This window comes from Streptococcus sp. HMSC071D03, from assembly GCF_001812125.1.
In the GTDB taxonomy this organism is placed as follows: domain Bacteria; phylum Bacillota; class Bacilli; order Lactobacillales; family Streptococcaceae; genus Streptococcus; species Streptococcus pseudopneumoniae_N.
Window position 1 is genome coordinate 1 of the sequence record NZ_KV807742.1, and the last position, 13,397, is coordinate 13,397.

13 protein-coding genes are annotated in these 13,397 nt (G+C 40.4%); 12 read left to right on the top strand and 1 reads right to left on the bottom strand.

Annotated features, from left to right (window positions below; genetic code table 11):
* Nucleotides 1–91: 91 nt before the first annotated feature.
* Both HMPREF2837_RS04610 and HMPREF2837_RS04615 read left to right on the top strand, forming a co-directional pair.
* The gene (locus HMPREF2837_RS04610; protein ID WP_049548248.1) at nucleotides 92–559 is read left to right on the top strand and encodes an NUDIX hydrolase; all 468 of its coding nucleotides are present in this window, start codon (nucleotides 92–94) and stop codon (nucleotides 557–559) included.
* Between the two features lie 117 nt (nucleotides 560–676).
* Complete coding sequence (locus HMPREF2837_RS04615) at nucleotides 677–1,492, top strand: ABC transporter substrate-binding protein (RefSeq protein WP_049548247.1); 816 nt, start codon at nucleotides 677–679, stop codon at nucleotides 1,490–1,492.
* Between the two features lie 19 nt (nucleotides 1,493–1,511).
* Here the strand turns inward: HMPREF2837_RS04615 and HMPREF2837_RS04620 are convergent, their stop codons facing one another.
* Entirely contained in the window at nucleotides 1,512–2,786 is a 1,275-nt protein-coding gene (locus tag HMPREF2837_RS04620; protein ID WP_049548246.1) for an aminotransferase-like domain-containing protein, read from the bottom strand.
* 284 nt (nucleotides 2,787–3,070) lie between these two features.
* Here HMPREF2837_RS04620 and budA point away from each other — a divergent pair, with 284 nt between their 5' ends.
* The 10 genes from budA (at nucleotide 3,071) to alaS (ending at nucleotide 13,316) form a co-directional block, all read left to right on the top strand.
* Nucleotides 3,071–3,799, top strand: a complete 729-nt coding sequence (gene budA, locus HMPREF2837_RS04625) for an acetolactate decarboxylase (RefSeq protein WP_075230681.1) — start codon at nucleotides 3,071–3,073, stop codon at nucleotides 3,797–3,799.
* A 12-nt stretch (nucleotides 3,800–3,811) separates the two neighbouring features.
* Nucleotides 3,812–4,564 carry a YhfC family intramembrane metalloprotease gene (locus tag HMPREF2837_RS04630; protein ID WP_075230682.1) on the top strand — a complete coding sequence of 251 codons (753 nt, stop codon included), beginning with the start codon at nucleotides 3,812–3,814 and terminating at the stop codon, nucleotides 4,562–4,564.
* Between the two features lie 115 nt (nucleotides 4,565–4,679).
* Nucleotides 4,680–5,585, top strand: a complete 906-nt coding sequence (murB, locus tag HMPREF2837_RS04635; RefSeq protein ID WP_075230683.1) for a UDP-N-acetylmuramate dehydrogenase — start codon at nucleotides 4,680–4,682, stop codon at nucleotides 5,583–5,585.
* Nucleotides 5,586–5,745: 160 nt separating this feature from the next.
* A complete protein-coding gene (locus HMPREF2837_RS04640; RefSeq protein ID WP_075230684.1) occupies nucleotides 5,746–6,903 on the top strand; it encodes an ABC transporter ATP-binding protein in 1,158 nt (385 codons plus the stop codon).
* Entirely contained in the window at nucleotides 6,884–7,690 is an 807-nt protein-coding gene (locus tag HMPREF2837_RS04645) for an ABC transporter permease (RefSeq protein WP_000754116.1), read from the top strand. Before HMPREF2837_RS04640 ends, HMPREF2837_RS04645 begins: the two co-directional genes overlap by 20 nt.
* Nucleotides 7,687–8,460, top strand: coding sequence for an ABC transporter permease (locus HMPREF2837_RS04650; RefSeq protein WP_075230685.1), 774 nt, complete (start codon nucleotides 7,687–7,689; stop codon nucleotides 8,458–8,460). Before HMPREF2837_RS04645 ends, HMPREF2837_RS04650 begins: the two co-directional genes overlap by 4 nt.
* Complete coding sequence (locus HMPREF2837_RS04655) at nucleotides 8,457–9,527, top strand: ABC transporter substrate-binding protein (RefSeq protein WP_075230686.1); 1,071 nt, start codon at nucleotides 8,457–8,459, stop codon at nucleotides 9,525–9,527. Before HMPREF2837_RS04650 ends, HMPREF2837_RS04655 begins: the two co-directional genes overlap by 4 nt.
* Before the next feature lie 143 nt (nucleotides 9,528–9,670).
* The gene (locus HMPREF2837_RS04660; protein WP_075230687.1) at nucleotides 9,671–9,922 is read left to right on the top strand and encodes a hypothetical protein; all 252 of its coding nucleotides are present in this window, start codon (nucleotides 9,671–9,673) and stop codon (nucleotides 9,920–9,922) included.
* Between the two features lie 273 nt (nucleotides 9,923–10,195).
* Nucleotides 10,196–10,681, top strand: a complete 486-nt coding sequence (locus HMPREF2837_RS04665; protein ID WP_075230688.1) for an LURP-one-related/scramblase family protein — start codon at nucleotides 10,196–10,198, stop codon at nucleotides 10,679–10,681.
* Between the two features lie 16 nt (nucleotides 10,682–10,697).
* Complete coding sequence (gene alaS / locus HMPREF2837_RS04670; RefSeq protein WP_075230689.1) at nucleotides 10,698–13,316, top strand: alanine--tRNA ligase; 2,619 nt, start codon at nucleotides 10,698–10,700, stop codon at nucleotides 13,314–13,316.
* Nucleotides 13,317–13,397 lie beyond the last annotated feature (81 nt).

Below are 13,397 nucleotides of genomic sequence, written 5' to 3' on the forward strand. Positions count from 1 at the left end.
AGGGGATTTACCCACTACAGAAATTATAGAGCCACTTTTTACTAGAGTAAGCTTTCATTGTATAGATAATTTACTTTGTCAGAGGTGAATAATGAACTACATACAGAATATAAGAAAAAAAGTTGGAAAAGATAAAATTATTTTAAATTTCACATGTGGAATATTAAGTCAATCAGGAAAAATATTATTACAAAAACGAGCAGATAAAGGAACTTGGGGATTACCAGGCGGAGCTATTGAATTAGGCGAATCGGCTGTAGAAGCGTTAGTTCGAGAGTTTTACGAAGAAACTGGACTGAAAGTGACAGTGAAAAAACTTTTAAATGTTTATACAAAATATTCAGATAGTTATCCAAATGGTGATGAGGCTCAAGTTCTTACAATTTTGTATTTAGTTGCATCTGAAACATCTATCTCTACAAATGTTTTTACGAGTGACGAAACTTTAGAATTAGGATTTTTTGAACATAGGGACATACAAAATATCACAATTGTAAACCAGCAACATCGAGATATGATAAATGATTTTTTTGAAAATAAGTTCCCAATAGATAGATAAACTAACCACTGAATTTCTATATTTTTTAATTATATTTTATGAAAATGCAAGAAAAACTTGACAAGCATTTCTGAATAAGTTATAATTATACAAAATTAACAGAGAGGTTGTTTATTTATGAATTTTAAAAAATGGATATTTGTCTTATGTAGTTTTCTTGCAAGCTTCTTTTTAGTAGCTTGCCAATCGTCTAGCTCAAGCTCACAATCTGCAGTGGAGGCCATCAAGCAAAAAGGGAAATTGGTGGTCGCAACTAGTCCAGACTATGCTCCCTTTGAGTTTCAATCCCTTGTAGATGGTAAGAACCAAGTCGTAGGTGCTGATATTGACATGGCGCAAGCAATCGCTGATGAACTTGGAGTGAAATTGGAAGTTTCAAGCATGAGTTTTGATAATGTCTTGACTAGTCTTCAGACAGGTAAGGCTGATTTGGCCATTGCGGGAATCAGTGCAACTGAAGAAAGACAAGAAGTCTTTGATTTCTCAATTCCTTACTATGAAAATAAAATTAGCTTCCTTATCAGAAAGTCAGATCTTGAAAAATACAAGGATTTGGACTCTCTTGCAAGTGCTAATATTGCAGCTCAGAAAGGAACTGTTCCTGAATCTATGGTTAAAGAGCAACTTCCAAAGGCACAGTTGACTTCTTTGACAAACATGGGCGAAGCAGTCAATGAGCTTCAATCAGGTAAGGTTGATGCTGTTCATATGGATGAACCAGTTGCTCTAAGCTATGCTGCTAAGAACTCAGATTTGGCAGTTGCTACAGTAAGCTTGACTATGAAAGAAGGAGAAGCAAATGCTGTAGCTATCAAAAAAGGTAACTCAGATTTGAAGGAAGTAGTTGATAAGGTCATCCAAAAACTGAAAGATGACGGAACTTACAAAACTTATCTTGAAAAAGCTGCTAAGCTAACAGAAGTAGAACAATAAAAAATAACAGAGTTGGATTTCAGTCCAGCTCTGTTTTTAAATAGCTTAATGTTTCTTCAATATTTTCTAAGGAAATTTTTGCAAAGTGATAAGGGCAGTTCGCTAGATAGGAAGATTCGAAGAAGTCGAGTTCTAGAGGACTGTGTTTAAGACTAGCGATGCTAGGATAGTTCCTGAGATCAAGCAAAAGCCCATCATGAAGTGGATAGTTCGGTAGGGAAATGGGATACCTTTGTAAGAGCTGTTGGATGTGCTCCTGACTTTTTTCTTGCAGTGCCAGTCGTGCTAGTCTGTTTTTCTCAAAGAGTTGACTATCGATGTAGAGTGATAAGGCCTTTTGCATAATGAGGTTGTTATCGTAGTCGAGGATGTTTTTATAGGTGACAAAAGCTTCCTTGATAGCGTTTGGAAGAAGAAGGGCAGTGATTCGAAGGGCAGGAAAAAGACTGGTAGAAAAGGACTTGATATAGATGACCAAATCATGTTGGTCTAAATAATGAAAGGTTTGTCCCATTTTAGGATCCAAGTCCCCCAGATAGTCATCCTCAACGATATAAATCTGATATTTTGCAGCCAAGTCAAGTATGGCAAGTTTTTCCTCTTCAGAATAGGAATGCCCCAGAGGATAGTGGAAACGGGGAATAGTATAGAAAAACTTAATCTTTCCGCTTTTAAAGTGTTCCTCAAGTTCGTTTAGGTCAATGCCGTCTACTCGACGGTCAATGGTTTGATAGGGAAGATTTTGAGCCAGTAGCAGCTGATTCATCCGATGATAGGTCGGTTGTTCGACCAGTATTTCCTGAGCTTGACCTGGAAAATCAATCTGAGAGAGAATAAAGAGTGCTTGTTGGGTTCCAGATGTCATGACTAATTGGTCTGCCTTACTATAAATCGCTTGATCAAACAGTAGTTTCTGAACGGACTTTCGTAATTCTTCTAAACCCTCTTGGTGTTCATAGTAGTTGTAGAGATAATTTTCTCGCCCAATCAAGCTCTCATTGACGCACAGACGAAAATCATCATAGGCGGCTGCGTGTTCATCGTTAACTGAGATAATTAAGTCTTCATGACTGGTTTGTTGCTCCAATACATAATAACCACTTTGAGGTTTGGAGTAAATATATTTCTCGTATCGAAGTTCTAAGAGTGCGCGCTGTATGGTGTCTTTGCTACAGTGAAAATCTTGACTGAGTTTTCGGATAGATGGTAGGCGACTTCCAGTTGGATATCTACCCGATTCTATCTCATTTTTTAGATAGTGAACGACTTGTTCATACTTGCTTTCTTGCTTCATCCCAGACCTCTCATGATTTTGTTACATTGTACCTTTTTTTTAGAAGTTTGGCAATGTTATACTCTTCGAAAATCTCTTCAAACCGCGTCAACGTCGCCTTGCCGTATATATGTTACTGACTCCGTCAGTTCTATCCACAACCTCAAAACAGTGTTTTGAGCAACCTGCGGCTAGTTTCCTAGTTTGCTCTTTGATTTTCATTGAATATTAAAAGGCAGTCTAGCATTCAATTCTAATCAGAAATGTGATATACTTAGTAAGTAAAATTTTCAAAGAAGAGTGAGATGATGAAGGTGCAAGAACCAGTTAAATTATTCCAATACAATACTTTGGGAGCCTTGATGGCGGGCCTTTACGGTGGAACCATGACCGTTGGTGAATTGCTTGAACATGGTGATTTAGGTTTAGGGACGCTGGACTCTATCGATGGCGAGCTTATTGTCTTAGATGGGAAAGCTTATCAAGCCAAGGGATCAGGTGAGAAACCTGAAATTGTGGAAGTTTCACCAGATGCTTTGATTCCCTATGCAGCAGTTGTACCCCACCAGGCAGAAGTTATATTCCGTCAGCGTTTTGAAATGACCGATCAGGAGTTAGAAAAGAGAATTGAGTCTTACTATGATGGAGAGAATCTTTTCCGTTCCATCAAGATTCATGGTGATTTTAAACACATGCATGTTCGTATGATTCCAAAATCAACAACTGAAACGAAGTTTGCTGAGGTTGCGACGCATCAGCCTGAATATAGCTGCGACAATGTCTCAGGAACTATCGTTGGTTTTTGGACACCTGAAATTTTCCATGGAGTTAGTGTTGCTGGTTACCATCTACACTTTATCTCAGATGATCTAACATTTGGTGGTCACGTTATGGACTTTGTCATCAAGGAAGGTATTGTAGAAGTGGGTGCAGTTGACCAGTTGGATCAACGTTTTCCTGTTCAGGATCGTCAATATCTATTTGCTAAGTTTAATGTTGACGAGATGAAAAAAGATATCGATAAGTCAGAATAAAAGGAGTCAAATATGAAAATTCATGTAATAATAACGATGGTGGCCTTGTTTGCCGTCCTCATTGCAGCAGTTTGGTACGCAAGAAAGAAATACAAGATTAATTTTGCAGTTTTGGGACTTGGGGCAGTTGCATTTTTTGCTTCATCTCAGGTCTTAGAGAAAATCGTTCATCTCTTGGTTCTTCATCCACAAAAGGATGGGACAGTTCCACTCATGACGGAAAATCCCCTTCTCTATGTGATTTATGGGATTTGTATGGCTGCTTTGTTTGAAGAAACAGCTCGACTTATCTTTTTTAAATGGTTGAACAAAAAAAGAGAGATGGAAGATTCAGATGCCCTCGCTTATGGTCTTGGTCATGGTGGGCTAGAAATGATTTATATCGGAATTGCTGGTTTACTCAATCTCTTTATCCTATTTTCAGCAGTTGAATCGCAAAATCCAGCTATCATGCAACTCTTACCTGAGAGTACACTTGCAACCATTCATAATCTAGCAGCTTGGCAGATTTATCTTTTGGGAGTCGAAAGAATTCTTGCCTTGATGCTTCAAGTTGGATTGACCTTCTGGGTTTTCCAAGCTGTTCGCCAAAAAAAATGGATTTATCTAGTAGTAGCTTACGGTCTGCATGCTTTATTTGATCTGGCACCGAGCCTTTCTCAAGTTGGCTGGAATTCAAATCCTCTGGTGGTAGAGGGAATCTTAGCAGTAGAAGTTTTGGCTTTCGTTTTCCTAACAAAATCAATCTTTTACAAGAAGCAGTAATATCAAGGAGGCCTAGCCTCTTTTTTATATTGCCTCTGGTAAAAGGTGACATAATCATCGAAAAAAATGGCTAAAAATGGTATAATGGAATGAATTTCATAAAAGGATTAGAAAAATGACTGTATCAGATAAATTAAAAGAAACCTTAGAAGGAATCGATATTCGATTCGACGAACCATTGAAATCCTATACTTATACAAAGGTTGGAGGAAAGGCAGATTATTTAGTTTTTCCACGCAATCGCTATGAGATGGCTCGTGTAGTCAAGTTTGCCAATCAGGAAAACATTCCTTGGATGGTTCTTGGAAATGCAAGTAACATTATCGTCCGTGAAGGTGGAGTCCGTGGTTTTGTAATCATGTGTGACAAGCTCAATAATGTTTCGGTTGATGGCTATACCATTGAGGCAGAAGCTGGAGCTAACTTGATTGAGACTACTCGTATTGCCCTACGTCATAGTTTGACTGGCTTTGAGTTTGCTTGTGGTATTCCAGGAAGCGTCGGTGGTGCTGTCTTTATGAATGCTGGCGCTTATGGTGGTGAGATTGCTCATGTTCTCCAGTCTTGTCAAATCTTGACTAAGGAGGGTGAAATCGAAACCTTGTCTGCTAAAGACTTGAACTTTGGTTACCGTCATTCAGCTATTCAAGCATCAGGGGCAGTAGTCCTTTCTGCTAAGTTCGCCCTAGCTCCAGGTAATCACCAAGTCATCAAACAGGAGATGGACCGCTTGACTCATCTTCGTGAACTCAAGCAACCTTTAGAGTATCCTTCATGTGGATCAGTTTTTAAACGTCCAGTGGATCATTTTGCAGGGCAATTGATTGCAGAAGCAGGCTTGAAAGGTTATCGTATCGGTGGGGTTGAAGTTTCTGAAAAGCATGCAGGCTTTATGGTCAATATTGCTGATGGAACTGCTAAGGAATATGAGGAATTGATCGAGTCTGTTATTGAGAAAGTTAAAGAGCACTCGGGTGTTACCCTCGAGAGAGAAGTTCGAATCCTAGGAGAGCACGAATAAAATAAAAATAGCCTAGTTGCTACTAACTAGAAATGTAAAGGGGGTGAAAGCCTATCGGTAGCGAAGATATATGCAGGTGGTCTAACTCCCTGCAAGAGGTAGTAGCGGCCTGACAGAGCCCTGATCTGTTAATCTATGAAAAAGAAGGAATTTATGCCAATTGAAAAAACCAATTATCGAATTCAGAAACGTTTCTAAAGTTTTTGAAGATAGCAACACTAAGGTTCTCAAGGATATTAACTTTGAGTTGGAAGAAGGGAAGTTCTATACACTTCTCGGTGCCTCAGGATCTGGTAAATCAACCATCCTCAATATCATTGCAGGTTTGCTGGATGCAACAACTGGTGATATCATGCTAGACGGTGTCCGTATCAATGACATCCCGACCAATAAACGTGATGTTCATACGGTCTTCCAGTCTTATGCCTTGTTCCCACATATGAATGTGTTTGAAAATGTTGCTTTTCCATTGCGATTGCGTAAGGTCGATAAAAAAGAAATCGAAAAACGTGTATTAGAAGTTCTCAAGATGGTTCAGCTAGAAGGATTTGAAAAACGTTCAATCCGTAAGCTATCTGGAGGACAACGTCAGCGTGTGGCCATCGCGCGTGCGATCATTAACCAGCCTCGTGTGGTGCTCTTGGATGAGCCTTTGTCAGCACTTGACTTGAAGTTGCGGACAGACATGCAGTACGAACTACGTGAACTGCAACAACGCTTGGGCATCACCTTTGTCTTTGTTACCCATGATCAGGAAGAAGCCTTGGCCATGAGTGACTGGATTTTTGTCATGAATGACGGTGAGATTGTTCAGTCTGGAACACCAGTTGATATCTACGATGAGCCCATTAACCACTTTGTTGCAACCTTTATCGGGGAGTCAAATATCCTGCCAGGAACCATGATTGAGGACTATTTGGTTGAGTTTAATGGCAAACGATTTGAAGCGGTCGATGGAGGGATGAAGCCAAATGAACCTGTTGAGGTTGTTATTCGTCCAGAGGACTTGCGGATTACCCTTCCTGAAGAAGGCAAGCTCCAAGTTAAGGTCGATACCCAGCTCTTCCGTGGGGTTCACTATGAAATTATCGCCTATGACGAACTTGGAAATGAATGGATGATCCACTCGACTCGTAAGGCCATCGTGGGTGAGGAAATCGGTCTGGACTTTGAGCCAGAAGATATCCATATCATGCGTCTCAATGAAACAGAAGAAGAGTTCGATGCTCGTATCGAAGAGTACGTGGAAATCGAAGAGCAAGAAGCAGGTTTGATTAACGCTATTGAGGAGGAAAGAGATGAAGAAAACAACCTCTAAACTCTTTGTAGTGCCCTACATGCTTTGGATTGCCCTCTTTGTATTGGCACCCCTGGTCTTGATTTTTGGACAATCATTTTTCAACATCGAAGGTCAGTTCAGTTTAGAAAACTATAAATCCTATTTTGCGTCTCAAAACTTGACCTACCTCAAAATGAGCTTCAACTCTGTTCTCTATGCAGGGATTGTGACTTTAGTGACGCTTCTTATCAGTTATCCAACAGCCCTCTTTTTGACTCGTCTCAAACACCGTCAACTCTGGCTCATGCTGATTATCTTGCCAACCTGGATCAATCTTCTCCTTAAGGCTTATGCCTTTATAGGAATTTTTGGTCAAAATGGCTCTATTAACCAATTCCTAGAATTTATCGGAATTGGTTCTCAGCAGTTGCTATTTACAGATTTCTCATTTATCTTTGTTGCAAGCTACATTGAGCTTCCATTTATGATTTTGCCTATCTTTAACGTTTTGGACGATATGGATAATAATCTCATCAATGCCAGCTATGACCTTGGTGCAACCAAGTGGGAAACCTTCCGTCATGTCATCTTTCCATTATCTATGAATGGGGTAAGAAGTGGGGTTCAATCTGTCTTTATCCCAAGTTTGAGTCTCTTCATGTTGACTCGTTTGATTGGTGGGAACCGAGTGATTACTTTGGGGACTGCTATTGAGCAGAATTTCCTGACCAATGACAACTATGGTATGGGTTCAACAATCGGTGTTGTTCTTATCCTGACCATGTTTATCACTATGTGGGTGACTAAGGAAAGGAGAGAACGATGAAAAAAATTGCCAATCTCTACCTAGCCTTTGTCTTTATCGTCCTTTATTTGCCAATCTTTTACTTGATCGGCTATGCCTTTAATGCAGGGGATGATATGAATAGCTTTACAGGCTTTAGCTGGACTCACTTTGAAACCATGTTTGGTGACGGAAGACTCATGCTGATCTTGGTTCAAACCTTTTTACTAGCCTTTCTATCAGCCTTGATAGCGACTGTTATTGGGACTTTCGGTGCCATCTACATTTACCAATCTCGCAAAAAATACCAAGAAGCCTTCCTATCTCTTAATAACATTTTGATGGTTGCGCCAGATGTTATGATTGGTGCCAGTTTCTTGATTCTCTTTACACAGCTCAAGTTTTCACTTGGTTTTCTGACCGTTTTGTCCAGTCATGTGGCCTTCTCAATTCCAATCGTAGTGCTTATGGTTTTGCCCCGATTGAAAGAGATGAATGGGGATATGATCCATGCAGCCTATGACCTAGGTGCCAGTCAGTTCCAAATGTTCAAGGAGATTATGCTTCCTTACTTAACGCCGTCTATCATTGCAGGCTACTTTATGGCTTTCACTTATTCGCTAGATGACTTTGCCGTGACCTTCTTTGTAACGGGAAACGGATTCTCAACTCTCTCAGTTGAGATCTACTCTCGAGCTCGTAAAGGAATTTCGCTTGAAATCAATGCTCTTTCAGCCTTGGTCTTTCTCTTTAGTATTATCCTGGTTGTAGGGTATTACTTCATTTCACGTGATAAGGAGGAGCAGGCATGAAACGACTCTATTCATTTTTAGCAGGAATTTTAGCGATTATCCTAGTCTTGTGGGGAATTTCCTACCATATTGACAGTAAAATCAATAGCCGTGATAACCAAAAATTGGTCATCTATAACTGGGGAGACTATATCGCTCCTGAACTTCTGGAGAAATTTACGGAAGAAACAGGAATCCAAGTCCAGTACGAAACCTTTGACTCTAACGAAGCCATGTACACGAAAATCAAGCAGGGTGGGACAACCTATGATATTGCCATCCCAAGTGAGTACATGATTAACAAGATGAAGGACGAAGACCTCTTGGTTCCGCTAGATTATAGTAAAATTGAGGGAATTGAAAATATCGGTTCTGAGTTTCTCAACCAGTCCTTTGACCCAAACAATGAATATTCTATCCCATACTTCTGGGGAACTTTGGGAATTGTCTACAATGAAACCATGGTGGAAGAAGCACCTGAACATTGGGATGACCTCTGGAAGCCAGAGTATAAGAACTCCATCATGCTCTTTGATGGGGCGCGTGAAGTACTTGGTTTAGGTCTTAACTCACTAGGCTATAGCCTCAACTCTAAAGATCCACAGCAGTTGGAGGAGACAGTAGATAAACTCTACAAGCTAACGCCTAACATCAAGGCCATCGTTGCCGATGAGATGAAGGGATACATGATTCAGAATAATGCTGCCATCGGTGTGACCTTCTCAGGTGAAGCTAGTCAGATGCTAGAGAAAAATGAAAATCTCCGCTATGTCGTACCGACAGAGGCAAGTAATCTCTGGTTTGACAATATGGTCATTCCTAAGACTGTCAAGAACCAGGATGCAGCCTATGCCTTCATCAATTTTATGTTAAAACCTGACAATGCTCTAAAAAATGCAGAGTATGTCGGTTATTCAACACCAAACAATGCTGCTAAGGAAATGCTTCCAGAGGAGACAAAAGAAGACAAGTCCTTCTATCCAGATGCAGACACTATGAAACACCTAGAGGTCTATGAGAAATTTGACCATAAATGGACAGGTATCTACAGCGATCTCTTCCTACAATTTAAGATGTATCGGAAGTAGGAGTAAATAAAATAAAAAACGAATCAGTCAAGCTGGTTCGTTTTTTGAATGGTTGTATAGCTGTTTATTTTTACTATCCTATTTGCTTATTTTATAGCCTAGTAGTATACTAAGTTTATAATAATAGAAAGCGGTAACAAATCATGAAAATGTCTACTTTTTTCAAAAAAAGTTATTGGCCAACCTTTTTGATTGTTAACCAAACAATTATACTATTCCATTTAAAGGATGGCTTGGATCGACAATACCTAACAACTGATTCCATACATTTGTTGATAGGTTACTTTATATTTGCAAATATTTTCGTATTTATGTATAGCAATTCGAAAACTTGGAATAAAAGTTGGGATAAAAAGAAAAATGGCAGTAAGAAAAAATATATCCTGAAAAAGTAATCAGGGATATAGGGAGTTGGTTATTTAAATGAGGATTATTTCCAGTTGACTCAAACTCAAAAAAACGATATAATAAGAAAGTTGAGAATTGATTTTCTCTCCATCTTAGTTCAGAGAATTGGCGGTGCTGCGAGCCATCTAAGATAGAAAATCATGCTACTCGATTGTAACAATTGCATAAGAATCAAGAATGACAAGTTCATTGAATGAAGGTGGTACCGCGGTTTTTCGCCCTTCGTGATATGGATTTGTCTTTTATTTTTGGAGGTGCATATGAGAAGATTTCTTGTCAAACAAAAATTTCGCCTAGGTGGTGAACGCTTTGATATCAAGGATGAGTTGGGCAATGTCGCCTATCAGGTTGAAGGTTCATTTTTTAAGATTCCTAAAACCTTTACCATCTATGATGTTGCTGGTGAACAGGTCAGTGAGATTAGTAAGGAAGTCTTAACTTTCCTACCTCGTTTTGAGATTCAACTGAGTAACGGCGATCATTTTTATATTCGGAAGAAGTTGACTTTCTGGAAGGATAAGTATGAGTTTGACAATCTCGGTCTTCGTATCGAAGGCAATATCTGGGATTTGAATTTTAAATTGTTGGACGAACGTGACCAAGTGATTGCTGAGATTACCAAGGAACTTTTCCATTTAACCTCAACTTATACCGTAACTGTCTATGAAGACTCTTATGCAGACCTAGTCATTTCCCTCTGTGTCGCTATTGACTATGTAGAAATGCTAGAAAGCCAATCAAATTAGTAAAAAGGAGATACAAATGAAACAATTATCTAGTGCACAAGTCCGCCAAATGTGGCTTGATTTCTGGGCGACTAAAGGTCATTCAGTAGAACCATCAGTAAGTTTGGTTCCTGTAAATGATCCAACACTTTTGTGGATCAACTCAGGGGTTGCTACTCTTAAAAAATACTTTGACGGGACTATCATCCCTGAAAACCCACGGATTACCAATGCGCAAAAGGCTATCCGTACCAACGATATCGAAAACGTAGGGAAGACTGCGCGTCACCATACCATGTTTGAAATGTTGGGGAACTTCTCTATTGGGGATTACTTCCGTGATGAAGCCATCACTTGGGCTTACGAACTTTTGACAAGTCCTGAATGGTTTGACTTCCCTAAAGACAAACTTTACATGACTTATTATCCAGATGACAAGGATTCATACAACCGCTGGATCGAAGTGGGAGTAGATCCAAGTCATTTGATCCCAATTGAAGACAACTTCTGGGAAATCGGTGCGGGACCTTCTGGACCTGATACAGAAATCTTCTTCGACCGTGGAGAAACCTTTGACCCAGAAAACATCGGTCTTCGCTTGCTTGCAGAAGATATCGAAAACGACCGTTATATCGAAATCTGGAACATCGTTTTGTCACAATTTAACGCAGACCCAGCTGTTCCTCGTAGCGAGTACAAGGAATTGCCACACAAGAACATTGATACGGGCGCTGGTTTGGAGCGTTTGGTGGCGGTGATCCAAGGGGCCAAGACAAACTTTGAAACAGACCTCTTCATGCCGATCATTCGTGAAGTTGAGAAATTATCTGGTAAGGTTTATGACCAAGATGGGGACAACATGAGCTTCAAGGTTATTGCCGACCACATCCGTTCTCTTTCATTCGCGATTGGGGATGGTGCCCTTCCTGGAAATGAAGGTCGTGGTTATGTCCTCCGTCGTCTTCTTCGTCGTGCCTCTATGCATGGTCAAAAATTGGGTATCAATGAGCCTTTCCTTTACAAACTCGTTCCAACTGTTGGAAAAATCATGGAAAGCTACTACCCAGAAGTTCTTGAAAAACGTGACTTTATTGAGAAAATCGTTAAGAGTGAAGAAGAGTCATTTGCTCGTACTCTTCACTCAGGTCAACACTTTGCCCAAGGCATCGTAGCAGACTTGAAAGAAAAAGGACAATCTGTCATTGCTGGTCAAGATGTCTTTAAACTCTATGATACATACGGATTCCCAGTGGAATTGACAGAAGAAATCGCAGAAGAAGCAGGAATGACTGTAGACCGTGAAGGATTCGAAGCAGCCATGAAGGAACAACAAGAACGTGCGCGTGCGTCTGCTGTCAAAGGCGGATCTATGGGCATGCAAAACGAAACCCTTCAAAACATCACTGTAGAAAGTGTCTTCAACTACAATGCTAGCCAATTGTCTTCTAAGTTGGTGGCTATCGTAGCTGACAATGCTGAAGTAGAAGCTGTATCAGAAGGAACTGCTTCACTTATCTTTGCAGAAACTCCATTCTACGCTGAAATGGGTGGACAAGTTGCGGACCACGGTCAAATCTTGGATGCTCAAGGAAACGTAGTAGCGACTGTGACAGACGTTCAAAAAGCACCAAATGGACAAGCATTGCACACCGTTGAAGTTCTTGCTCCTCTTGCTTTGAACCAAGAATACACTTTGGCCATCGATAGCAATCGTCGTCACCGTGTCATGAAGAACCACACAGCAACTCACTTGCTCCATGCGGCCCTTCACAATATCCTTGGCCACCATGCTACTCAAGCAGGTTCACTTAATGAAGTCGAATTCCTTCGCTTTGACTTCACTCACTTCCAAGCCGTGACTCCAGAAGAATTGCGTGCTATTGAGCAACAAGTCAATGAAAAAATCTGGGAAGCTATCGCAGTAAAAACTGTTGAGACTGATATTGATACAGCCAAAGAAATGGGAGCTATGGCCCTCTTTGGTGAGAAATATGGTAAGGAAGTCCGTGTTGTCACTATTGGAGACTACTCAGTGGAACTGTGTGGTGGTACCCACGTTGGCAATACTTCTGAAATCGGTCTCTTCAAGATTGTCAAAGAAGAAGGAATTGGATCAGGAACTCGTCGTATTTTGGCAGTGACTGGTAAGGAAGCCTTTGAAGCTTATCGTGACCAAGAAGATGCACTGAAAGCAGTCGCAGCAACCTTGAAAGCTCCTCAACTCAAAGAAGTACCTCATAAAGTTGAAGGACTTCAAGAACAACTCCGTCAATTACAAAAAGAAAATGCAGAATTGAAGGAAAAAGCGGCAGCAGCGGCAGCTGGCGATGTCTTCAAGAATGTTCAAGAAGCAAACGGGCACCGTTACATTGCGAGTCAAGTTTCTGTATCAGATGCAGGTGCCCTTCGTACCTTTGCGGATAACTGGAAACAAAAAGATTACTCTGATGTGCTTGTTCTTGTCGCAGCAATCGGTGACAAGGTGAATGTCCTTGTAGCCAGCAAGACAAAAGAGGTACATGCAGGTAATGTGATCAAAGAATTAGCTCCAATCGTTGATGGACGTGGTGGTGGTAAACCAGACATGGCCATGGCAGGAGGAAGCAACCAAGCCAAGATCCAAGACTTGTTGGATGCAGTAGCAGGTAAATTGTAAGAAAATAAAGATCTATCCACTCGGATAGGTCTTTTTTAATATATAAGAAAAAACTCCTCACAGGAGATGTGAGGAGTTATA

Bases quoted from the DNA above. Each gene is read 5' to 3' on its own strand.
- HMPREF2837_RS04665 (WP_075230688.1), top strand. From the start codon at position 10,196: ATGAGAAGATTTCTTGTCAAACAAAAATTTCGCCTAGGTGGTGAACGC.
- budA (WP_075230681.1), top strand. From the start codon at position 3,071: ATGATGAAGGTGCAAGAACCAGTTAAATTATTCCAATACAATACTTTG.
- HMPREF2837_RS04620 (WP_049548246.1), bottom strand. From the start codon at position 2,786: ATGAAGCAAGAAAGCAAGTATGAACAAGTCGTTCACTATCTAAAAAAT.
- HMPREF2837_RS04650 (WP_075230685.1), top strand. From the start codon at position 7,687: ATGAAAAAAATTGCCAATCTCTACCTAGCCTTTGTCTTTATCGTCCTT.
- HMPREF2837_RS04660 (WP_075230687.1), top strand. From the start codon at position 9,671: ATGAAAATGTCTACTTTTTTCAAAAAAAGTTATTGGCCAACCTTTTTG.
- alaS (WP_075230689.1), top strand. From the start codon at position 10,698: ATGAAACAATTATCTAGTGCACAAGTCCGCCAAATGTGGCTTGATTTC.
- HMPREF2837_RS04630 (WP_075230682.1), top strand. From the start codon at position 3,812: ATGAAAATTCATGTAATAATAACGATGGTGGCCTTGTTTGCCGTCCTC.
- murB (WP_075230683.1), top strand. From the start codon at position 4,680: ATGACTGTATCAGATAAATTAAAAGAAACCTTAGAAGGAATCGATATT.
- HMPREF2837_RS04615 (WP_049548247.1), top strand. From the start codon at position 677: ATGAATTTTAAAAAATGGATATTTGTCTTATGTAGTTTTCTTGCAAGC.
- HMPREF2837_RS04610 (WP_049548248.1), top strand. From the start codon at position 92: ATGAACTACATACAGAATATAAGAAAAAAAGTTGGAAAAGATAAAATT.
- HMPREF2837_RS04645 (WP_000754116.1), top strand. From the start codon at position 6,884: ATGAAGAAAACAACCTCTAAACTCTTTGTAGTGCCCTACATGCTTTGG.
- HMPREF2837_RS04655 (WP_075230686.1), top strand. From the start codon at position 8,457: ATGAAACGACTCTATTCATTTTTAGCAGGAATTTTAGCGATTATCCTA.